At 69.4% G+C, this 21069-nt stretch carries 24 protein-coding genes; 10 read left to right on the top strand and 14 right to left on the bottom strand.

Features of this window, described 5'->3' with window-relative positions; all coding sequences use genetic code 11:
* Positions 1-203: 203 nt before the first annotated feature.
* The gene (locus RHOOR92_RS0109110) at positions 204-1010 is read left to right on the top strand and encodes a cytochrome c (protein WP_015448263.1); all 807 of its coding nucleotides are present in this window, start codon (positions 204-206) and stop codon (positions 1008-1010) included.
* 14 nt (positions 1011-1024) lie between these two features.
* On the opposite strand, the gene RHOOR92_RS18650 is transcribed toward RHOOR92_RS0109110, so the two are convergent.
* The 4 genes from RHOOR92_RS18650 to RHOOR92_RS0109090 all read right to left on the bottom strand — a co-directional run bounded on the left by RHOOR92_RS18650 (position 1025) and on the right by RHOOR92_RS0109090 (position 3712).
* On the bottom strand, positions 1025-2062 hold the full coding sequence (locus RHOOR92_RS18650; protein WP_037115191.1) for an aminopeptidase: 1038 nt from the start codon (positions 2060-2062) through the stop codon (positions 1025-1027).
* A gap of 78 nt (positions 2063-2140) precedes the next feature.
* Positions 2141-2548: a hypothetical protein gene (locus tag RHOOR92_RS0109100; protein WP_015448265.1), complete on the bottom strand. Its 408-nt coding sequence runs from the start codon at positions 2546-2548 to the stop codon at positions 2141-2143.
* A 157-nt stretch (positions 2549-2705) separates the two neighbouring features.
* Positions 2706-3014, bottom strand: coding sequence for a hypothetical protein (locus RHOOR92_RS0109095; protein ID WP_015448266.1), 309 nt, complete (start codon positions 3012-3014; stop codon positions 2706-2708).
* Between the two features lie 92 nt (positions 3015-3106).
* A complete protein-coding gene (locus RHOOR92_RS0109090) occupies positions 3107-3712 on the bottom strand; it encodes a rhomboid family intramembrane serine protease (RefSeq protein WP_007507894.1) in 606 nt (201 codons plus the stop codon).
* 201 nt (positions 3713-3913) lie between these two features.
* On the opposite strand from RHOOR92_RS0109090, the gene RHOOR92_RS0109085 reads away from it, so the two are divergent.
* Complete coding sequence (locus RHOOR92_RS0109085; RefSeq protein ID WP_027490107.1) at positions 3914-4792, top strand: PhzF family phenazine biosynthesis protein; 879 nt, start codon at positions 3914-3916, stop codon at positions 4790-4792.
* Between the two features lie 13 nt (positions 4793-4805).
* Here RHOOR92_RS0109085 and RHOOR92_RS0109080 read toward each other — a convergent pair whose 3' ends face one another.
* Both RHOOR92_RS0109080 and RHOOR92_RS0109075 read right to left on the bottom strand, forming a co-directional pair.
* Positions 4806-5690 (bottom strand): NAD(P)-dependent oxidoreductase, encoded by an 885-nt coding sequence (locus RHOOR92_RS0109080; RefSeq protein WP_007507890.1) that lies wholly within the window; start codon positions 5688-5690, stop codon positions 4806-4808.
* Between the two features lie 84 nt (positions 5691-5774).
* Positions 5775-6998: an NAD(P)/FAD-dependent oxidoreductase gene (locus RHOOR92_RS0109075; protein WP_007507888.1), complete on the bottom strand. Its 1224-nt coding sequence runs from the start codon at positions 6996-6998 to the stop codon at positions 5775-5777.
* A gap of 184 nt (positions 6999-7182) precedes the next feature.
* Here RHOOR92_RS0109075 and RHOOR92_RS0109070 point away from each other — a divergent pair, with 184 nt between their 5' ends.
* Positions 7183-7665: a YajQ family cyclic di-GMP-binding protein gene (locus RHOOR92_RS0109070; protein ID WP_007507886.1), complete on the top strand. Its 483-nt coding sequence runs from the start codon at positions 7183-7185 to the stop codon at positions 7663-7665.
* 2 nt (positions 7666-7667) lie between these two features.
* On the opposite strand, the gene RHOOR92_RS0109065 is transcribed toward RHOOR92_RS0109070, so the two are convergent.
* Complete coding sequence (locus tag RHOOR92_RS0109065; RefSeq protein ID WP_007507884.1) at positions 7668-8321, bottom strand: NrsF family protein; 654 nt, start codon at positions 8319-8321, stop codon at positions 7668-7670.
* A 4-nt stretch (positions 8322-8325) separates the two neighbouring features.
* Complete coding sequence (locus RHOOR92_RS0109060; RefSeq protein ID WP_015448271.1) at positions 8326-8991, bottom strand: sigma-70 family RNA polymerase sigma factor; 666 nt, start codon at positions 8989-8991, stop codon at positions 8326-8328.
* Positions 8992-9118: 127 nt separating this feature from the next.
* Between RHOOR92_RS0109060 and RHOOR92_RS0109055 the strand changes: the two genes are divergently transcribed.
* Positions 9119-10840: a cytochrome c biogenesis protein DipZ gene (locus RHOOR92_RS0109055; RefSeq protein ID WP_027490106.1), complete on the top strand. Its 1722-nt coding sequence runs from the start codon at positions 9119-9121 to the stop codon at positions 10838-10840.
* A gap of 102 nt (positions 10841-10942) precedes the next feature.
* Positions 10943-11545: a peptide-methionine (R)-S-oxide reductase MsrB gene (msrB, locus tag RHOOR92_RS0109050; protein WP_015448273.1), complete on the top strand. Its 603-nt coding sequence runs from the start codon at positions 10943-10945 to the stop codon at positions 11543-11545.
* A gap of 13 nt (positions 11546-11558) precedes the next feature.
* Here msrB and RHOOR92_RS0109045 read toward each other — a convergent pair whose 3' ends face one another.
* On the bottom strand, positions 11559-12035 hold the full coding sequence (locus tag RHOOR92_RS0109045; protein ID WP_027490105.1) for a hypothetical protein: 477 nt from the start codon (positions 12033-12035) through the stop codon (positions 11559-11561).
* A gap of 84 nt (positions 12036-12119) precedes the next feature.
* Here RHOOR92_RS0109045 and trxC point away from each other — a divergent pair, with 84 nt between their 5' ends.
* Positions 12120-12563: a thioredoxin TrxC gene (gene trxC / locus RHOOR92_RS0109040; RefSeq protein ID WP_027490104.1), complete on the top strand. Its 444-nt coding sequence runs from the start codon at positions 12120-12122 to the stop codon at positions 12561-12563.
* On the opposite strand, the gene RHOOR92_RS0109035 is transcribed toward trxC, so the two are convergent.
* A complete protein-coding gene (locus RHOOR92_RS0109035) occupies positions 12564-13469 on the bottom strand; it encodes a LysR substrate-binding domain-containing protein (protein ID WP_027490103.1) in 906 nt (301 codons plus the stop codon).
* Between the two features lie 92 nt (positions 13470-13561).
* On the opposite strand from RHOOR92_RS0109035, the gene RHOOR92_RS0109030 reads away from it, so the two are divergent.
* The 3 genes from RHOOR92_RS0109030 (at position 13562) to RHOOR92_RS0109020 (ending at position 16400) form a co-directional block, all read left to right on the top strand.
* Positions 13562-14158, top strand: a complete 597-nt coding sequence (locus RHOOR92_RS0109030; RefSeq protein ID WP_007507870.1) for a LysE family translocator — start codon at positions 13562-13564, stop codon at positions 14156-14158.
* A gap of 27 nt (positions 14159-14185) precedes the next feature.
* Positions 14186-14812, top strand: a complete 627-nt coding sequence (locus RHOOR92_RS0109025; RefSeq protein ID WP_015448276.1) for an NADPH-dependent FMN reductase — start codon at positions 14186-14188, stop codon at positions 14810-14812.
* An 82-nt stretch (positions 14813-14894) separates the two neighbouring features.
* Positions 14895-16400, top strand: a complete 1506-nt coding sequence (locus RHOOR92_RS0109020) for a peptidase S10 (RefSeq protein WP_015448277.1) — start codon at positions 14895-14897, stop codon at positions 16398-16400.
* A 43-nt stretch (positions 16401-16443) separates the two neighbouring features.
* On the opposite strand, the gene egtD is transcribed toward RHOOR92_RS0109020, so the two are convergent.
* Positions 16444-17433, bottom strand: a complete 990-nt coding sequence (gene egtD, locus RHOOR92_RS0109015) for an L-histidine N(alpha)-methyltransferase (protein WP_027490102.1) — start codon at positions 17431-17433, stop codon at positions 16444-16446.
* Positions 17430-18680, bottom strand: a complete 1251-nt coding sequence (egtB, locus tag RHOOR92_RS0109010) for an ergothioneine biosynthesis protein EgtB (RefSeq protein WP_027490101.1) — start codon at positions 18678-18680, stop codon at positions 17430-17432. The genes egtD and egtB overlap by 4 nt, the downstream gene beginning before the upstream one ends.
* Positions 18681-18910: 230 nt before the next feature.
* Here egtB and RHOOR92_RS0109005 point away from each other — a divergent pair, with 230 nt between their 5' ends.
* Positions 18911-19351 carry a DUF6491 family protein gene (locus tag RHOOR92_RS0109005; RefSeq protein WP_007507860.1) on the top strand — a complete coding sequence of 147 codons (441 nt, stop codon included), beginning with the start codon at positions 18911-18913 and terminating at the stop codon, positions 19349-19351.
* 77 nt (positions 19352-19428) lie between these two features.
* Here the strand turns inward: RHOOR92_RS0109005 and RHOOR92_RS0109000 are convergent, their stop codons facing one another.
* Complete coding sequence (locus RHOOR92_RS0109000; RefSeq protein WP_007507858.1) at positions 19429-19854, bottom strand: hypothetical protein; 426 nt, start codon at positions 19852-19854, stop codon at positions 19429-19431.
* Positions 19855-19916: 62 nt separating this feature from the next.
* On the bottom strand, positions 19917-21069 hold a 1153-nt coding region (gene rlmKL, locus RHOOR92_RS18645), incomplete at its 5' end, for a bifunctional 23S rRNA (guanine(2069)-N(7))-methyltransferase RlmK/23S rRNA (guanine(2445)-N(2))-methyltransferase RlmL (protein WP_037115184.1).

Raw genomic sequence — 21069 nt, 5'->3', positions numbered from 1 at the left:
TGCCGGCCCCTCAGTGACGCGATGCCCTGCGCCACTTTCTGTCGCCATCACGGCGATACACGTGGTTAGTGCGGCCAGTCGCCGATGAGTTCAACCGGCATGGCGACGCTTGTTCAGCTTTCCGACAGGCTGGCGGCCGCAAACGGGCGAGACGGTATGCGCTTCGCCGTCTACAATTTCCTCAACCTCGGGCGGGATCGACCATGAAGCTGTTTGCCGTGTGCCTGCTCGCGCTGTGCCTGGTCCTGCCCGCGAGCGCGGCCGAGCTGAAGGTCGACCTCGGCCACGGCGTCGTCACCTATCGCAGCGAAACCCTGCTCAGGCGCCCCGATGCGCGCACGATCAGCGTGCCCGGCGACGTGGCGTTCCGGCGCGCGATGCATTACCGCGCAGTGCCGCTGGTCGCGCTGCTCGACGGCATCGGCCCCGGCGATCATCTGCAGTTCGTCGCCGGCGACGGTTTCGCCGCCGAGATCCCCGCCGCGCTGCTGCTGAACGCGCAAGGCAGTGAAGCGTGGCTGGCGATCGAGGATCCGGCGCAACCGTGGCCGACGCTCCCGGGGCATGGCCACGCCGGGCCGTTCTACCTGGTGTGGACGCGGCCGCAGGCCGCCGGCATCGGCACGGAACAATGGCCGTACCAGCTGGCGAGCATCCGCAGGCTGGCCGGCGTGGCCGAGTGCTTCCCGGCGATCCTGCCCGATCCGGCGCTGCCGGCGGACAGCGAGGTGCGGCACGGCTTCGCGGTATTCCAGCGCACCTGCTTTGCCTGCCACACGCTCAACGGCCAGGGCGACGCCAGGCTCGGCCCCGACCTGAACCTGCCGCACAACCCCACCGAATACCTGCGCGCCGACCTGCTGCGCGCCTTCATCCGCAACCCGCAGTCGCTGCGGCAATGGCCGCAGGCGAAGATGCCGGGGTTCGACACGCACGCGCTGCCCGATGCCGACCTCGACGCCGTACTGGCCTACCTGCGGCACATGGCCGGACGCAAGCGCGGCGGCTGAAGCGACCGCGCGATTCACGGCACGGCCAGCGCATCGGCCTGCTGCGAATCGCACAACGCCTGCAGCGTCCGTTCGCGCTGTGCCTTCGGCTCGCGCGCCAGCTTGCGCACGCTGGCGTAGAACGCCGGCCACTGCCCCTCGGCCTGGCGGAACAGCGCGGCGAAGGCCGGCGTCCAGCGTTCGTACAGGCCGAACGGCAGCAGCCGCGCATTGTTGATCGGCTGCGAGACCCAGGCGTCGTAGCGGTGCTCGCCCGGCCAGTCGCGCTCGCGCCACTGCGCATAGCGGACGCGGAATGCCGCGATCTCGCCCTGCTTGCCCGCCTCCATCGCCGCGGCGTCCGCGCCGCTGGCATACAGCGTCGCCAGGCGCGTACGCAGGTCCAGCACCAGGCGGGTGAAGCCCTCGTCCATCGCCCGGGCCCGCTCGTCCGGCGGCGGCAGGCCGCGCGACTGGCGCCATTCGCGCAGGCCCTCGCTCTGCACGAAGCTGGCGAACGATTCGTTGAACGCGGTGTCGCCCTTCACGTAGATCAGCTGGTGCGCCAGCTCGTGGAAGATCGTGCCGTCCAGTTCGTCGTCGTCCCAGCGCAGCATGCTCGACAGGATCGGATCGGCAAACCAGCCCAGGGTGGAATACGCCGGCACGCCGCCAATCCAGACGTCATCGCCGCGCGCGCGCAGCCGCGCCGCATCGGCCTTCGCGTCGGCCTCGGCGAACCAGCCGCGATAGGCGACGCAACCGCTGACCGGGAAGCACTGCGGCACCGCCTGCACCGAGTAACGCGGCGTGGCAAACACGTTCCACACCACGTAGGGCCGATCCAGCGCAACGTAGCCGGTGTAGCTGCGGTTGTCCGGCAGGGCCAGCCGCTGCGAGGCGAACCGGCGCGCCTGCCGCGCCTGGCGCAGACGCGCGGCGAGCTGCGGATCGGTGGCCGGGTCGTGCACCAGCTCGCTCACCGCACGGCGATGCGCGATCAGCTCGCCCTGCCCGTGCACCGCCTGTGCGTAGTAGCGCAAGCCGCCGCAGGCGCACAGCAAAAAGCCCATCGCCGCGATGGCGATGAGCCTTGGAATGCATTTGCGTGGCGGCACGAATCCGGGCATCCCCCGATGGTGCCTCAAACCTCAGCGGCGATCGTCGCGGTCGTGACGATCGCGCCGCTGCGGGTTGCCGTCGCGACGATCGCCGCGATGGTCGCCGCGGTCGCCGCCGTGGCCCTGCCACTGGCCGGCATGGCCGCGATAGTCGCGATGGTCGCGGTAGCGATAGTCGTCGTGCCGGTAGCGCGAACCGCCGTACCACACGCTGCTGACGCCCACGCTCACGCCGGGCGCATAGCAGCAGCCGTAGTAGCCGCCGTAATAGTCGTCGTAGTAGGCCGGCGCCGCGTAATAGGCGTTGCCGCCGTCGCCATAGTAGGCGTCGCCGGCGTAGCCGGAGCCACGCACATAGCTGTAGCCCGGATCGTAATAACAGCCCGACAGCGTCGCCGCAGCGACGATCAGGACAACACTGGCCAGCAGGCGTTTCATGATCCGTCCCCGTGTGGGAGTAGCGAGGCCACGGTAGGCCGCGCTGCTTGAACCCGCACTGAGTCCTGGCGCCTGCCCTGCCGGCGTTTACCCGCCAGCCATGTGCCGCCGTCCGCCCGCGGTAGCGGCCTCCGGAATCCGGCCCGCGCGCTGACTGTCACCCGCTCCTCTTGGCCGCCAGCAAGGCCTGGATTCTCGCCACGGCGTCTTCCTGGCTGATGCGCTGGACCGGCGCCGGCGGGCGTTTGCGCGCTGCCGGCTTCTTCGCCGCGGCGGCGGCAACCGGCCGGCTCGCCACCTTCCGGGTAGCTGGCTTCTTCACGGCCGCCGGCGTCGCCGCGGCCTTCTTCTGTGTCCCCTTGCGCGCAGCGGTCTTCTTTGCGGTCGGCTTCGCAGCTGGCGTCTTTCCGGCAGCGGCTTTCCCTGTCGGGGACTTCTTCGCAGCCGGCTTGCGGATGGTGGCCATACGTTCGTTCTCCTGCGGCGGGCAATGGGACCGTGACCAGTATGCACGCCCCGGCCGCGCCGGGCATGACGCGGCGCAGGCCGCGTTCATCATCAGAAGCTCGGCTGCATCAGCGCGTCGAGGAAATGCGGCAGCACCCGCGGCTCCGCCAGCAAGGTGAAGACCATACCGTAGGCCGCGCCCCACAGGTGCGCGCTGTGGTTGACGTTGCCCTGCCCGCGGCGGTCCATGTAGATCGAGTAACCGGTGTACAGCACCGCGTAGACGATCGCCGGCATCGGGATCACCAGCACGATGATCCGCGACCACGGCGCCAGCAGGATGAAGGCGAACAAGACGGCCGATACCGCGCCCGAGGCGCCGAGGCTGCGGTAGCTCGGGTTGCCGCGGTTCTTCAGGTAGGTCGGCAGGATCGAGACCACCAGGCCGCCGATGTAGAACAGCGCGAAGCCGAACGGCCCCATGCGCGCGGCGAAGAAGCCCTCCATCACCCGGCCGAAGAAGAACAGCGTGATCATGTTGAACAGCAGGTGGCCGAAATCCGCATGCACCAGGCCGTAGGTCACCAGCCGGTGGTATTCGCGCTGGCGGGCGATCGCCGGCGGCCACAGGATCAGATCGTTCAGCAGGCGGCTGTTCTTGAACGCCATGAACGAGACGATGCAGGTGATGGCGATGATGGCCAGGGTGATCGGCATGGGCGATTCCGCGTCGGGCAGCAAAAGCGCACATCTTGGCGCCCGCGCCGCGGCTTGTCGACTTTCCGCCCGCGCCACCGCGACCACCGGCGCTTATGCCCCGCCCGCTCGTCGATATTCCGCGGGATCACTGCCCAGCCCGGAGACAGGCGGCTATCATTCGCCGCTTTACGCGACCGCTGCGGTCGCCCGGCGCATGCCATGACCTCGCTCCGCTACCTGCATCTGGACGTCTTCGCCGCCACCTTGGGCGGCGGCAACCATCTTGGCGTGGTGATCGGCGCAGGCGACTGGAGCGCCGAGGCAATGCAGCGCTTCGCGCGCTGGACGGCGCTGGTGGAGACCACCTTCCTGCTGCCGCCGAGCGACCCGCGGGCCAGCTATCGCGTGCGCATCTTCACTCCGCACAAGGAAATCCCGTTCGCCGGCCACCCCAGCATCGGCAGTGCGCACGCCGCGCTGGAATGCGGCCTGGCCCAGCCGCACGATGGCCTGTTGTGGCAGGAATGCGGCGCCGGCGTGCTGCCGATCCGCGTCGAAGGCAACGGCACCAGCCGCGAACTGTTGCTGCAGTCGCCCGGCGAGCGGGTGCTGGGCACCGGCCGCGACGCCCATCCGCTGCTGGCGGCCACGCTGGCCGGCATCGAACTGGGCGTGCTGCCGCCGGCGCTGGTCGACGGCGGGCGGCGCTGGTGGCTGGCCGAGGTGACGGACGAAGCCAGCCTGCGCGCGTGGCGGCCCGACCACGCGGCGATTGCCGCGCTGGCGCAAGCCAGCGACAGCATGGGATTGTGCGCATTCGCAAGAAGCGGTCACCCCGACTACCAGCTGGTGGTGCGCGCGTTCCCGGCGGGCGTGGGCATCGTCGAGGACCCCGCTTCCGGCGCCGCCAACGGGCTGATCGCCGCGTATATCGTGCACGCCGAACCGCACGGCGCGCTGGCCCGTGGCTACCAGGTCAGCCAGGGTCGCGAGATCGGCCACGACGCGCAACTGCTCGTGCACATCGACGACAACGCGATCTGGGTCGGCGGACGCAGCCACACGGTGATCGACGGCACGCTGCAGTGGGCGCCGTAACGCCCTGTACCGGCTATTCGCGTTCGTCCAGATGCGCCCGGCGCGCGGCGACCAGCGCCAGTGCCGACCAGTCCAGTTCCGCATCGCCGGCGGCCAGCGCCTCCAGCATGGCGTCGCGCAGCACGCCGGCGAACGGCAGCGGCACGCGCTGCGCCTCCCCCGCGGCCAGCGCCAGCCCCACATCCTTGTAGCCCAGCGGCAAGGCGAACCCGGCCGGCTTGAAACGCTGCTCGGCGATCAGCCTGCCGTAGCCCTGATAGGCCGGCGCGGCAAACAGCGTATTCGTCATCACGTCGAGAAAGTCCGCCGCGCTGACGCCGTGGGCGCGCGTCAGCGCCGTCGCCTCGGCCATGCTCTCGATCGCCGCCGCCAGCATGAAGTTGCCCGCGATCTTCGCCACGTTCGCGCGCTCCGGCGCCTCGCCCAATGGCCACAGTTTGCTGCCCATCGCCTCCAGCAGCGGCCGCACGCGTTCGATGGCGGCCGGCTTGCCGGCCACCAGGATGTTGAGCTTGGCCGCAGCGGCCATGTCCGGACGGCCGAACACCGGTGCAGCGACGTACTCCAGCCCGCGTTTCTCGTGCTCCGCGGCCAGCTCCCGCGCCAGCGCCACCGAGATCGTGGCGTGGTTGACGTGCACGGTGCCGCGATCCATCGCGTCGAGCAGGCCGCCGTCGAGGAACACCTCGCGCACCGCCCGGTCGTTCGCCAGCATGCTGCACAGCGCCGCGCCCTGCGCGGCACGGTCGGCGGTTTTCGCCACCTTCGCACCCAGCGAGGCCAGCGGTTCGCTGGCGGTGGCCGAACGGTTCCATACCGTCAGCGTGTGACCGGCCGCCAGCAGGTTGCTGGCCATCGCGCTGCCCATCGCGCCGAGTCCGATGAATCCGACTTTCATGCAGGTGTCCTCATGTCGAAACCGGCGCACAGTGAAGCACGCGGGATATTCAATCCATGCGAAATCCACCGCGTGCGGGCAGCCTCATGCCGCCTGCCCTGCCGCCTGCCCCGACGCCCACGCCCACTGGAAGTTGTAGCCGCCGAGCCAGCCAGTGACGTCGACCACCTCGCCGATGAAATACAGCCCCTGCACGAGCTTCGACTGCATCGTGCTGGAGGACAGGCCGTCGGTGTCGACGCCGCCCAGGGTGACTTCGGCGGTGCGGTAGCCTTCGGTGCCGCTGGCGGTGATCGGCCAGGCGTTGAGTTGCGCACCGACCTGGCTCAGTTCGGCGTCGCGGTACTGGCGCATCGGGCGGCTCTCGTACGCGGGGAGCGGCCAGGGATGGCCGCTGTCTTGAGGAGCGAGGAACCATTGCTCGCACAGACGCTGCGCCAGGCGTTTCGGCAACACGTCGCCCAGCACGGTTTTCAATTCCGCCAGCGGCCGCGCCGCGCGCTGTTCGATCAGGTGCGCGCCGGCGTCCCGGTTCGGCAGCAGGTCGATGCGCAGGTCGTCGCCGGGGTGCCAGTACGAGGAAATCTGCAGGATCGCCGGACCACTGATGCCGCGATGGGTGAACAGCAGGCCGCCGCGAAAACCCTGCTTGCCGACCCGCGCCTCCACCGCTGGCAGCGCCACGCCGGCCAGATCCTGGTAGTGCTCCTGGTGCTTGCCGCTCAGGGTCAGCGGCACCAGGCCGGCGCGCGTGGGCAGCACGGCGTGGCCGAACTGGCGCGCCAGCTCGTAACCGAAGCCGCTGGCGCCCATGCTGGGGATCGACAGGCCGCCCGAGGCGACCACCAGCGATTCGGCGTGCAGCTCGCCGCGCGCGGTGTGCACGCTGAAACCTTCCGGCGTCTTGCGCACGCGCTGCACGCCGCAGTTCGCTTCCACCGCGACGCCGGCAGCAACGCATTCGTCCAGCAGCATGCGCACGATCTGCTTGGCCGAGTCGTCGCAGAACAGCTGGCCCAGTTCCTTCTCGTGGTAGGCGATGCGGTGCTTCTCGACCAGCGCGATGAAATCCCACGGCGTGTAGCGCGCCAGCGCGGACTTGGCGAAATGCGGGTTCGCCGACAGATAGTTCGCCGGCGTCGCGCCCGTATTGGTGAAATTGCAGCGCCCGCCGCCGGACATCAGGATCTTCTTGCCGACCTTGTTGGCGTGATCGACCACCAGCACGCGGCGGCCGCGCTGGCCGGCGGCGATCGCGCACATCAGGCCTGCGGCGCCGGCGCCGATGATCAACACGTCGGTTTTCAAGAACTAACCATGGTTGCACCGTTGTGCTTTGGCTCGTCATCCCGGCGCAAGCCGGGATCCAGTGCCTTTGCCAACTATGAGGCGCTGGATTCCGGCTTGCGCCGGAATGACGAGAAGGAAAGTCGCGCATTATCGCCCAGCCGCATGGCTTACACTTTGTTCCTGTTCCCAGCGAGCCGCCGCCATGCCTTCCTTTGACGTGATCTCCGAAGTCGACAAGCACGAACTGACCAATGCGATCGACCAGGCCAACCGCGAGCTGACCACGCGCTTCGACTTCAAGGGCGTGGACGCGCAGTACGTGCTGGACGACGGCGTGATCACCCAGAACGCGCCCAGCGAGTTCCAGTTGCAGCAGATGCTGGACATCCTGCGCGGCCGGCTGACCGCGCGGAAGATCGACATCCGCGCGCTCGACGTCGGCGACCCGGAAACCAACCTGGGCGGCTCGCGGCAGAAGATCACCGTGAAGCAGGGCATCGAGCAGCCGGTGGCGAAGAAGCTGGTCGCCGAACTCAAGGCGGCCAAGCTCAAGGTCGAGGCGCAGATCAACGGCGACAAGCTGCGCATCAGCGGCAAGAAGCGCGACGACCTGCAGGCGGCGATGGCGGTGCTGCGCAAGTCCGAGGTCGAGCTGCCGCTGCAGTTCGACAACTTCCGCGACTGAGTTCAGGCCCTCGACAGCAGCCGGCCGCCCATCGCGGCATTGACCGCCACCACCACGATCACCGCCAACGCGTGGGTCAGCAGATCGGTGGCGGCGGAGTCGAACGCGTGGCAGATCTCCAGCAGGCTGGCCGAGGCTGCCGCGCTGGCTAGGCCGATCAGCACCGCGGTGAGCACCGGCCGCAACGGACACGCGCGGCGCAGCAGCACGATCAGCAAGGCGGACAGCGGCACCGAGAAGCCGATGATGAAAATCAGGCAATCGGCGGACTGATGCATGCCGGCGATCTCGGTGCCCGGCGCGATCCATTCGCGCAGGCAGCCGAGGCCGCTGGCACCGATCCACAGCAGCGCTCCGGGCAGCGGCAGCCACGCCCACGCCGCACGGCGCCCTGGCACGCCCAGCGCGAACGCGGCCCACGCCGCGCAGATCGCGGTGATCGCCGCGCCGATGCCGGCCCAGGCCAGGTCCGGCGTGGCATCCCAGCGCCGCAGCATCGGGCCCGCGCCGTAATGCATCAGCAACCCGACCGCGAGCGCCACCACCACCAGCAGCCAGCCGGCGGTACGCAGCCATGGCGGCAGCAGACGCCGCACCGGCACCAGCTCGGTGCCAAGGCGGTCGATCAGCGCCTCATGGGATTGCGGGTCGGACATCACGTCAGGGTTCTCCATGGAAACGTTCGCGCAGTGCCTTCAGCGCGCGGTGCAGGTTCACTTTCAGCGCGCCGGTGTTGCGCCCGGTCAACTCGGCCGCCTCGCTGAGCGAACGCTCGCGCAGGCCCAGCTGTTCCACCGCCTCGCGCTGGCCCGGCGGCAATTCGGCGATCGCCTCGTGCAGGCGCTGCGCGCGCTGTTCGCCCTCGGTGGCGGCGCTGGCGTCGTCGGCATCCGGATGCTGGTCGAGCGCGACATCGTCGCGCAGTTCGCGGCTGTCGCGACGACCGCGGCGGCGCAACGCGTCGATCGCGCGGCGACTGGCGATCGCGGTCAGCCACGCATCGTACGAACGGGTCGGGTCGTAGGTGTGGCGCACGCGGTGCACGGTGATCAGGGCCTCCTGCACCACGTCGTCCAGCTGATCCTGCGCCACGCCCTGGCGCCGCGCGGTGGCGCGGATCAGCGCCACCGAATCGGCCAGCAGCCTCTCGTAGGCGCGTCGGTCGCCGGCCTGTGCCGCAACCATCCACGCCGCCCGGCGCTGGCTGGGCGACTCGCCGTCATTCGCGGTGGCCACATCGGCTGGCACGGTCGGGGCGGGACTCGTTCGCAGGGAAAGTACGCTATCTAGACCCATGAAGCCGGTGGCGGTCAAGGCTTGCGACATGCTTCGCTCCGCGGCGGAACGCCTGACAGGTATTCGCTGCCGTCGGCGCCAACGTTACTTCGTGCCGGCGTGTAACCCTCGCCAGGGCAGCGGCGAATAATCAGACAACCTTCCACGGATGCCCCCCATGCTCGTGTTGATCCTCGCCTATCTCGGCGGCGTACTGACCATCCTCAGCCCGTGCATCCTGCCGGTGTTGCCGTTCGTGTTCGCCCGCTCCGACCGGCCGTTCATGCGCAATGGCTTGCCGATGCTGCTGGGCATGGCGATCACCTTCGCCGCCGTGGCCACGCTGGCTGCGCTCGGCGGCGGCTGGGCGGTGCACGCGAACCAGTACGGCCGCTACGTGGCGATGCTGGTGCTGGCCTTCCTCGGCCTGACCCTGTTGTCGACCCGGCTGGCCGAATGGATCACGCGCCCGTTCGTGGCGCTGGGCAACCGGCTGTCGCAGCGCTCGGCCGGCGATGGCGATTCGGTCTGGGCCGCGGCCGGCCTCGGCGTCGCCACCGGCCTGCTGTGGGCGCCGTGCGCGGGACCGATCCTGGGCCTGCTGCTGACCGGTGCGGCGCTGAACGGCGCCAGCGTGCATACCACCTTGCTGCTGCTCACCTACGCCGCCGGCGCGGCCACGTCACTGGGCCTCGCGCTGCTGATCGGCGGCAAGGTGTTCGCGCTGATGAAGCGCTCGCTCGGCGCCGGCGAGTGGATGCGCCGCGCGCTCGGCGTGCTGGTGCTGTGCGGCGTGGCGGCGATCGCGCTGGGCCTGGATACCGGCCTGCTCACCCGCGTCTCGCTGGCCAGCACCGGCGGCATCGAGCAGAAGCTGATCAACGCCGTGCGCCCGGCGCCGGCGCCGCAGCCGGTGCTGAAGGCCGGCGAGCCGTTGCCGGTGGAAGGCACGCTGCCGTCGCTGGCCGGTGCCACGCAATGGCTGAACAGTCCGCCGCTGACCACCGAAGCGCTGCGCGGCAAGGTGGTGCTGGTCGATTTCTGGACGTACTCCTGCATCAACTGCATCCGCGCGCTGCCGTACGTGCGTGGCTGGGCCGACAAGTACAAGGACCACGGCCTGGTGGTGATCGGCGTGCATGCGCCGGAGTTCGCGTTCGAGAAGGATCCGGCCAACGTGACCAAGGCCGTGAAGGACCTGGGCGTCGACTACCCGGTCGCGCTGGACAACGACTACGCGATCTGGAAAGGCTTCAACAACGAGTACTGGCCGGCGCACTACTTCATCGACGCACAGGGGCAGATCCGCCATCACCATTTCGGCGAAGGCGAGTACCGGGAAAGCGAGGACGTGATCCGCCAGTTGCTGGCCGACGCCGGCCAGAAGAACCTGCCCGGCGGCTACGTCAGCGACGACCACCGCGGCGTCGAGGCGGCCGCCTCGGATGACCCCACCCGCTCGCCGGAAACCTACGTCGGCTACGCCCGCGCAATGAACTTCGTCGGCGGCCGGGTGGCGCGTGACGAGGCGCACGACTATCACGCACCCGCCTCGCTCGCCGTGGACCAGTGGTCGCTCGACGGGCGCTGGACCGTACGCGATGAAAACGCGCAACTGGAGCGGGCCGGCGGCCGCATCGTCTATCGCTTCCGCGGCCGCGACCTGCACCTGGTGCTCGGCCCAGCGGCGGACGGCAAGCCGATCCGCTACCGCGTGAGCATCGACGGCAAGCCGCCCGGCGCCGATCACGGCATGGACACCGACGCCGACGGCCACGGCACGATCACCAGTCAGCGGCTGTATCAGCTGGTACGCCAGGCCCACGGCAGCGGTGAGCGGCTGTTCGAGATCGAGTTCCTGGACCCGGGCGTGCAGGCCTACGCCTTCACGTTCGGCTGAAGCGACACGTAGGAGCCCGCTTGCGGGCGATGCCTCTGCGCTCGCGGAAAAGCATCGCCCGCAAGCGGGCTCCTACACAAAAGAACATCCACGGAGGTTGTCATGCCACGTCTCGATGAAACTCTCGCGATGGATCGCCGCCGCTTCCTGCGTGCCGCGCTCGGCGGCGGTGCACTGTTGGCCGTCGGCGGCGGCCTGCTGCTGCCGCGCCTGCATGCGGCGGCGAATGCGCCGGTCGGCGCGCCGGGCGAGGTGTTGCTGGAAATCTTCGACGACGCCGGCCACGACCTCGGCGCGCGCAAGGTGGCGAAGCTGGTGCTGAGCGACGCGCAATGGCGGCAGCGGCTGTCGCCGGCGGCGTACGAGGTGATGCGCCACGAAGACACCGAGCGCGCGTTCAGCGGCGAGCACGAGCGGCCTGCCGTGCCCGGCCTGTTCCGCTGCGTGGCTTGCGCCACTGCGCTGTACGACGCCGCCACCGAGTTCGACTCCGGCACCGGCTGGCCCAGCTTCTGGCAGCCGATCGCCGCGCGCAACGTGATCGAGCGCAGCGATCATCTGTTCGGCATGCAGCGCACCGCCATCAGCTGCGCCGGCTGCGACAGCCACCTCGGCCACGTCTTCGACGACGGCCCGCGGCCGACCGGGTTGCGCTACTGCATGAACTCGGTGGCGCTCCGTTTCGTGCCGCACGCAGCAGCCTGACCGCGCAAGCGGCTCAGCGGCCTTCCCGCGACCACGGCCACCAGCCGCGCCCCGAGCGCGCGTAGCGATCGGCCGCGCGCTCGAACGGATTGCGCGCGCTGATGCCGCCGCACAGCAGGTACAGCGGCAGGAACAGCGGGCCGAGCAGCATGTACTGGTAGACATGTGCGCGTTCGTGGTCGGCCAGCGACACCGGCGGCTCGATGCCGCGACCGGCGCGATGCGCATAGGTGAGGCACGGCGTGTCCAGATGCTCGCCGGTATGCACGATCACGTTGCCCAGGGTCAGCGCACCGCCGCGCCCCCACGGCCAGCGGCGCACCACCAGCGCCAGCTCGCGCGGCTGCCAACGCATGCGCGCGCCGAACGACACGGCGGCCACACCCAGCAGCAGGCCCAGCAAGGTATTCGGCGCGGTCCACAGCATGCCCAGCGCGAGCAGACTTCGCCGGGGCCAGCGTGTACCGGATGAGTCGGGATGTCGCAGCATGTCGGCTCGGCTTGGGTTCGGCGGTGGTCGTCGCCATCTTGTCGGCGTTGGCGCCTGGCGCCTGACCCGTTACCGGAGTCTGCCATGAGTACACCACTGGCCATCCCCTGCCCGCATTGCGGTGCGCTGAATCGCGTGCCGGCCGAACGGGTCGGCGAGCATCCGAACTGCGGTCGCTGCAAGCAGGCGCTGTTCGAGGGACACCCGGCGGAATTGACCGCGGCGAACTTCGAGGCGATCGTCGGCCGCGGCGACCTGCCGGTGCTGGTGGATTTCTGGGCGCCATGGTGTGGCCCGTGCGTCGGCTTCGCGCCGGTGTTCGTGCAGGCCGCCGGCAGGTTCGAACCGCGCCTGCGGCTGGCCAAGCTGGACACCGAGGCGCAGCCGCAACTGGCCGCACGCTTCAACATCCGCAGCATTCCCACCCTGGTCATGTTCAAGCACGGCCGCGAGATCGCGCGGCAGTCCGGCGCGCTGAACGCGGCGCAGCTGCAGCGGTTCGTCGAGGGCGCGCTGGCGCGCGGCTGATCACATGGCTGGCTGGCCGGTACCCGCCGCCTGCCAGCGCAGCCAGTCGATCACCGCGGCCACCGCCGGGCGCGGCCTGGCCGGCGGCCGCACGATCCAGTACGACGGCCCCAGCGCCACGCTGAGTTCGCCGAACGGACGCAGCAGGCTGCCGTTCGCCACGTCGTCCGCGGCCAGCCGATGCCGCGCCAGCGCCACGCCCTGGCCCTGCATCGCCGCGCGCAACACCAGGTCGGACGAGGTGTAGCGTGCGCCGCCCTGCAGCGACAGCTTCGCCGGCCCGTGCGCCTGTCGCCAAAGCTCCCACGCTGCCTGCGGGTCGCGATCGTGCAGCAGGCGCAGGCCAGCCAGTTGTGCCGGCCTGGACGGACGCCCGGACGCCTGCCACAGCGCCGGGCTCATCACCGGATACAGCGCGTCGTCCATCAGCGACTCGGCATGCAGTCCCGGCCACGGTCCCTTGCCCATGCGGATCGCCAGGTCGATGCGACCGTCGTCCAGCGCATCGAGGCGCTGCTCCACCTGCACCGACAGTTCGATCTTCGGGTGCGCTTTTTCCAGCGCGGGCAACCGCGGCAGCAGCCAGCGGATCGCGAACGACGGCGAGGCGGACAGGGTCACCGCATGCGCCGGGCGGGTCTCGCGCAACGCCGCCACCGCCTGTTCGATCCCGCGCAGCCCGGCCAGCGTGGCACGACCCAGCGCCTCGCCCTGCGGCGTGAAAACCAGCGCGCCGCGACCGGCCGCCGTGCGCAGCAGCGGCACACCCAGCCAGCGATCCAGCTCGCCCAGATGCCGGCTCACCGAGGAGTGCACCATGCCCAGCTCGCGCGCGGCGGCGCGTACGCCGCCGTGCGCATAGACCATGGCGAAGGCACGCAAGGCATTCAGCGGCAGCTCGTTCATGGTCGCAATTCTAGACCATAAACCACACGGCACAGACCAGCCGCAGCCACCAGAATGTGCTTCATCCGACCATTAGCGATGAGGGACATGCCATGGATCCGTTGCTCGCCGCGTGCGGCCTGCTCTGCGTGGCCGCGATCACGCCCGGTCCGAACAACCTGGTGGTGCTGCGCGCGGCAGGGCAGGCCGGCCTGCGCGGCGCGATGCCGGCGATCGCCGGCATCGTGTGCGGCGGCCTGCTGCTGCTCGCCGTGATGGCGCTGGGTGCGGGCGCGGCGTTCGCCACACATCCGCCACTACGGCGCTGGACCGGCGTGATCGGCGCCGTGTACCTGGCCTGGCTCGGCGTATCGCTGTGCGCCGCCGGCATCGCGCCACGGCACGCCGCCGCGACCTCGGCAGCCTTGCCGGCCGGCATCCTGGGCCTGATCGGCTTCCAGTTCCTCAACCCGAAAAGCTGGGTGATCGTGCTGAGCGTGCTGGCGGCGGTGCCGGCCGCCGGCCTGCGCGACTACCTGCCGCTGGCCGGACTGTTCGTGCTGATCCCCACCCTGTGCCTGCTGCTGTGGGCCGCGCTTGGCGCGTGGCTGGCCCGCTGGCTGGTGCGCCCCACGATCCGCCGCGGCGTCGACATCGTGATGGGCGCCCTGCTGGTCGCCTGCGCCTTCCTGTTGCTGATCGAACCCTGACCCCCTTGCTTCACTGGAGATACCGAGATGACCGTCTTCCATACGACTCCTGCCCGCCGCGTGCTGTGCCTCCCCGGCAGCCTGCGCCGCGATTCCTGGAACCGCCGCCTGCTGCAGGCGGCTGTGGCCCAGGCGCCGGCGACACTGCAGCTGGACGTCTACGATGCGCTGTCCGCCGTGCCGCTGTTCGATGAAGATCTGGAGCGGCGCGAGCCGGCCGGCCCCGCCGGTGTGCAGGCGCTGCGCGCGGCGCTCGCCGCCGCGGACGGCCTGCTCATCGCCACGCCCGAGTACAACCACGCCATGCCCGGCGTGCTGAAGAACGCGCTGGACTGGCTCTCGCGCGAAAGCCCGGCCGGTGACGTGCTGCCGGAGAAGCCCGTCGCCGTGCTCGGCGCCAGCAGCGGGCCGTGGGGTACGCGCCTGGCGCAGGCTTCGCTGCGCCAGGTGCTGCATACCTGCGGCGCCCTGGTGATGCCCGCCCCGACCCTGTTCGTGGCGAATGCGGCCAGCCGCTTCGACGCGGGTGGCGCGCTGACCGACCTGGCCATCGCGCAGTCGCTGCAGGATTTCACGCTGGCGTTCGAGCGATGGATGGAGCGCACCGCGCCGTCATTCGGCAATCGGGAACCCGCGGTGACGGCGCGGCGCTGACCACGATCACCCATGCCTTTACGCACACTCCCGCCGCGACGGCGCCGGTTAAGCTGGCCGCTTTCGCCCGCGAGGAAGAACCGTGCACAAATCCCTGCGATCCGTCCTGCTGGCGGCCTTCGTGCTGGCCGTCGCCAACGCTGCCCCGGCCTTCGCCGTCGACACCCACAAGCCGGCCGCGCCGGAGTCGGCCGGCAGCGACGGCTTCCAGCTGCCGCCGCTGCCGGCCGATGCGCACGTGACGCAATCGGCTACGGTGGACGGGCGCACGCTCAAGTACACCGTCACCGTCGGCTCGCTGCCGGTGCGCGACGACAAGGGCAAGACCACCGGCGAAGTGGTGTTCACCGCCTACACCATGGCCGGCAGGGACCGTCCGGTGACGTTCGCGCTGAACGGCGGCCCGGGCGCCTCCTCGGTGTACCTCAACCTCGGCGCGATCGGGCCGAAACGGGTGAACTTCGGCGCCGAAGGCGACAACCCGTCCGACCCGGCCACGCTGCACGACAACCCCGGCACCTGGCTGGGCTTCACCGACCTGGTGTTCATCGACCCGGTGGGCACCGGCTACAGCCGCGCGCTGGTCGACGACAAGGAAGCCACCAAACAGTTCTACAGCACCGACAGCGACATCCAGTATCTCTCGCGCATCGTCTACGACTGGCTGGTGAAGAACGGCCGCATGGCCTCGCGCAAGTACCTGGTCGGCGAGAGCTACGGCGGCTTCCGCGGCCCGCGCATCACCGAGTACCTGCAGACGCGCCTCGGCGTGGCGATGAACGGCGTGGTGCTGCTGTCGCCGTACCTCGACCCGGCCGCGTTCGAGGACGGCAACGTGTCGCCGCTGCCGTGGATGCTCACCTTACCCTCGATCGCCGCCGCCCATCTGGAGCGCGAGCACAAGCTCAGCGCCGCGGCGATGGCGCCGATCATCGAATACACCCGCGGCGAATACGCCAGCGACCTGATGCGCGGCCGCGCCGACCCGCAGGCCACCGAGCGCGTGGTGAAGAAGGTCACCGAGCTGACCGGACTCGACCCGCTGTTCGTCAAGCGCTCCGGCGGCCGCATCGAGACCCAGGCCTACCTGCGCGAGGTATACCGCGCCGAAGGCAAGCTGGGCAGCCGCTACGACTCCAACGTCACCGCGTGGGACCCGTTCCCGTACGCGCCGCACCAGCAAAGCGGCGACCCGATCCTCAACGGCATCATCGCGCCCACCACCACGGCGATGGTCGACTTCGTCACCCGCGTCGTGGGCTGGAAATACGACGGCCGCTACAACGCGCTCAGCTACGAGGTGAACAAGCTGTGGCACGAGGACAAGGACGCGAACAAGGGCTCGGTGTCGCAGCTGCGCGAGGCGGTGGCCAACGACCCGGGCCTGCGCGTGCTGATCACCCATGGCTGGGACGACCTGTCCTGCCCGTTCATGGCCTCGGTGCTGATCGTCGACCAGATGCCGGCAATGGGCGACCCGACCCGCGTGCGGGTGAAGAACTACCCCGGCGGCCACATGTTCTACGCGCGCCCCGACAGCCAGGCTGCGCTGACCGCCGACGTGAAGGCGTTGTACGGCGTGAAATGAGGTAGCCGCGGGCGAGGCTGGATGAGTGCGCCTCGCGGCGCGCTCAACGCGCGAGCGCGCCGGCGCGCACCAGGTATTGCACGCTGAACATCCGTTGCGGGTCGGTCCACACGCGCTGCACGGTCAGCCCGGCACGGGCGGCCAGCGCGGCGAAGTCCTCCAGCGAATACTTGCAGCTGTACTCGACCTGGATCGCCTCGTCGGCGCGGAACGGCACGTTCACGCGGCCGACTTTGACCTGCTGCTCGCGGCGGCTGACGATGTGCGTCTCGATGCGCCCGGCCATCGGGTTGTAGTGCGCGCGGTGGGCGAACGCCGACAGCTCGAAGTTGCTGCCGATCTCGCGGTTGAGCCGCGCCAGCATGTTCAGGGTGAACTCGGCAGTGACGCCGGCGCGGTCGTTGTAGGCCGCCTCGATCAGCGCTGGATCCTTCTTCAGGTCCGCGCCGATCAGGATGCCGCCGGCGTCGCCCATCTCGTTGCGCATCTTGCGCAGCAGCACGGCCGCCTCGCGGTTGTCGAAATTGCCGATGGTGGAGCCAGGGAAATACAGCACAGTGCGCCGCGGCGCACGCGGCGGGATCGGCAGTCGCAGCGGCTTGCTGAAATCCGCGCACAGCGGCTGCAGCGGCAGCTGCGGAAACGCCGCGGCCAGCCGCTCGACGCTGCGCCTGAGCGGCTCGGGCGAAATTTCCACCGGCACGTAGGCCACTGGCTCGTGCAGATGTTGCAGCAGCATGCGGGTCTTGTGCGCATTGCCGCTGCCGTATTCGACCAGCCGCACGCCGCTGCCGAGCACGCCGGCAATGTCGGCGGCGTGCTCGTCCATCAGCGCGATCTCGCAGCGCGTGAGGTAGTACTCCGGTTGCTCGCAGATGCGCTCGAACAGCGCCGAGCCGCGTTCGTCATAGAACAGCCACGACGGCAGCCGCTTGGGGCGGGCGCCGAGGCCGCGCTGGACAACTTCAAGGAGATCGCTCGACGGCGGGCGACGCTCGTCGTCACTGAGGCCAAAGGGTTGCACGCTGCTCATCGGTCCTGTCCCAGTCGCAGCCCGGCGAATTGCCAACGGGCCTGGGGTGGAAAGAAATTGCGGTAGGTGGCGCGGACATGATCGCGCGGCGTGGCGCAGGAACCGCCGCGCAACACCCACTGGCCGCACATGAATTTGCCGTTGTACTCGCCCAGCGAACCGGGCAGCGGGCGGAAACCCGGGTAGCTGACGTAGGGCGAGGCGGTCCACTCCCACACGTCGCCGTACAGCTGCAGCAGGCCGGCATCGCCACTTGCCGCACGCGACTGGAAGCGCTGCGCGTCCTGGAGGTTGCCGTCGATCGCGACGCCCTGCGCCGCCGACTCCCACTCGGCCTCGGTGGGCAGCCGCGCGCCGGCCCAGCGCGCGAACGCGTCGGCCTCGAAATAGCTGAGGTGGCAGACCGGCTCGTGCGGGTCGAGCGCGCGCGCGCCGGCCAGGGTGAACTCGCTGGCCAGGTCGTCCTGCCAGTAGAGCGGATGCTGCCAGCCCTCGCGCTGCAGCGTGGCCCAGCCGTCGGACAGCCACAACCCGGGTTCGCGATAGCCGCCTTCACGCACGAAGGCCAGGTATTCGGCGTTGGTCACCAGCCGGTTGGCCAGCGCGTGCGGCTGCAGCAGGGCGCGATGGCGCGGGGTCTCGTGGTCGAACGCGAAGCCCTCGCCGCGGTGGCCGATCTCGACGATGCCCTCGCGGCCATCGACGAAGCGCAGCGGCACGACTTTCGCATCTGCCGACGCGGCAATCGGTGCGCGATAGGCCGGCTGCAGCGGATTGCACCAGAACGCGTGCTTGATGTCGGTCAGCAGCAACTCCTGGTGCTGCTGTTCGTGCTGCAGGCCCAGCTCGACCAGTCCGGGCAGTTCCGCATCGTCGCTGCGTTCCAGCAGCTCGCCCACCGCGTCGTCGACATGGCGGCGGTAATCGAGCACCTCGTCCAGCGACGGGCGCGACAGCAGACCACGCTGCGGCCGCGCATGCATCGGCCCGACCGACTGGTAGTAGGAGTTGAACAGGTAATGCCAGGCCGGATCACGCGGCCGGTAGGCCGGGTCACGGCCCAGCACGAACTGCTCGAAGAACCAGTTGGTGTGCGCCAGGTGCCACTTGCCGGGGCTGGCGTCAGGCATCGACTGCAGTTGCAGATCCTCGGCGCTGAGGCCGGCGCACAGCGCCAGCGTGCATTGGCGTACCTGGCGGAATCGCGCCGCGATGCCGGCCGGCGCGGACGATTGCCAGGTCGTCACCGGCGCCCTCCCGGCATCCGCACGGCGGCCTCGGTACGGAGCGTTTCGCGATGCAGACAGTTCAAAAACATGTCCGCCAGCATGCCGCGCCAACCGTTCACTTATTGTGATATGAAGATGGCAGATGCTTTGCAGCGCGGCTCCCCCACCGGCCGCCGTGAATAGCCGGCATGCAGCTCCCGCGGCCGGCTCACGATGCCCGCTCCGCGCCATCCGACGAGGTAACGCCCATGAAAGCGATTCTTCCCGCCCTGCTGTTCGTCCTCGCTGTCGGCAACGTGCACGCGGCCGAGCCAGGCCGAGCCCGTTCGCCGTTGCCCGCAAACGAGTGCATCGACACGACGCAGATCAACGAGTGGTACATCGTCGATGCGCGCACGGCCATCGTGCGCACCGGTCCGAAGCATTACCTGGTGACGCTGCAGAATGACTGCCCGCGACTCGGCACGCCACCGCCCGGGCTGATCTTCCGGCCCAACCCGTCCAACGCCATTGTCAACCGGGGCCGCATCTGCGGCGAGGTGGGTGAAACGGTGCACTCGCGCTACCAGCCGCCGTGCGCGATCGAGTCCGTCAGCAGGATCGACAAGGCCCGCTTCAAGCAGCTCGGCGAGCACGCCACCCGGCACGGCAGCGGCGCCGAGCTGCCGACGGCCCTGCCGGCGCACTGAGGCACCGGCCGCCGAAACACGAAGAGCCCGGACAGGCCGGGCTCTTCGTTGCGCAATGCAATGATCCCACGCATTGCTCAGTCGTCGTCATCGTCACCATCTTCGCGGATATACCGTGTCTGGTACGGGTCGCCATACACCACGGTGCGGGTTTCGACCACGCGGCGACGCACGACCGGGGCATCCTCGTAGATCACCGTGCGCGGCGGGCCGTACACCACCGGTGCCTCGTAATACACCGGTGCCGGGCGCAGCGCGTCGCTGACCAGGCCGGCCACGGCACCGGTGACGATGGCGCCGGCGATCCAGCGGCCTCCGCTCCAGTAGCCGCCGTGGCGGTAATAACCGCCGTCGTAATCGTGGTGACCGCCGTGCCACCCGCCGCCATGCCAACCACGATCACCGTGATCGTGCGCCGACGCGCTCAACGGCATGGCCACAGCTGCCGCGACCGCCAAACCGATGACTGCCAGCTTGCCTGCATTACCGAAGCGTTTGGTCATGATCGTTCTCCGTTGTACGGGATGGATGCTCGTCCGATCACGCTTAATATGCACTGAAGGGTTCATTTTTTAATGTGCGCCGTATCCCAGGGGTTGATCCCCGTCACAGCCTGGCGCCGGCGCAGCAGCCAGCAGCCGTGGATGTCGGCGCGGCGGGCGAAGTCGAACGGGATGCTGGGCGCGCTCCAGTCCTCGATGTCGAAGTGCGCTTCCAGCGCTTCGCGATCCAGCTTGAAGCGGCGGAAATTGTTGGAAAACACGATCACGCCGTCGCGGGTCAGCCGCCCGTTGCAGGCTTCCAGCAGCGCCACGTGGTCGCGCTGCACGTCGAAATCGTCGGCGCGCTTGGAGTTGGAGAACGTCGGCGGGTCGACGAAGATCAGGCCGTAGTGGCCGCGGTCGCGCTGCAGGAACTCCAGCGCGTCGAACTGCATCAGCCGGTGGCGCACGCCGCTGAAGCCGTTCAGCGCGAGATTGCGCGAGGCCCATTCCAGATAAGTCGCCGACAAGTCCACGCTGGTGGTTTCCAGCGCGCCGCCGGCGGCGGCGTACACGCTGGCGGTGGCGGTGTAGGAGAACAGATTGAGGAAGCAGCGGCCCTCGGCCAGCTCGCGCACTTTCGCGCGCACCAACCGATGGTCGAGGAACAGGCCAGTGTCGAGATAGTCGGTAAGGTTGACCAGGAACTTCAGGCCGCCCTCCTCCACCTCGATGAACTCGCCGCGCTGGTCGAGCTGGCCGTACTTGGAGCCGCCCTTGCCGCGCTCGCGGGTCTTGATCGCGATGCGCTCGCGCGGCACGCCGAGCACCTCGCCGGCGACCCGGGCGATCTCGCGCAGGCGCAGCCGCGCCACGTCGGCGGGAATGTCGGCCGGTGCGCGGTATTCCTGGATGTGCAGGTGGTCGTCGCCGTGCACATCGCCATAGACGTCGATCGCGGCAGCGTACTCGGGCAGGTCCTGGTCGTAGGCGCGCCAGCAGTGGATATCCTCGCGCAGCAGCCGCTTGCGCAGGTGCCTGACGTTCTTTTCCAGCCGGTTCTTCAGCATCTGCGCGCCGGCCGACAGCGGCTTCAGCTCGCGTGGTATCTCGTCGCGCGGCTTCAGGTCGAAGGTCAGCAGCACCGTTTCCAGCGCGCCGTTGTACAGCGCGTAGCGCTTGTCCGCATGCAGCTGCATCGCGCGGCCCAGTTCCACGTCACCGGCCAGCACGGCG

This window comes from Rhodanobacter sp. OR92 (genome assembly GCF_000427545.1).
Taxonomy (GTDB): Bacteria; Pseudomonadota; Gammaproteobacteria; order Xanthomonadales; family Rhodanobacteraceae; genus Rhodanobacter; species Rhodanobacter denitrificans.
The sequence above is the reverse complement of the archived record's forward strand: the minus strand, read 5'-3'. Positions and strand labels throughout refer to the sequence as shown.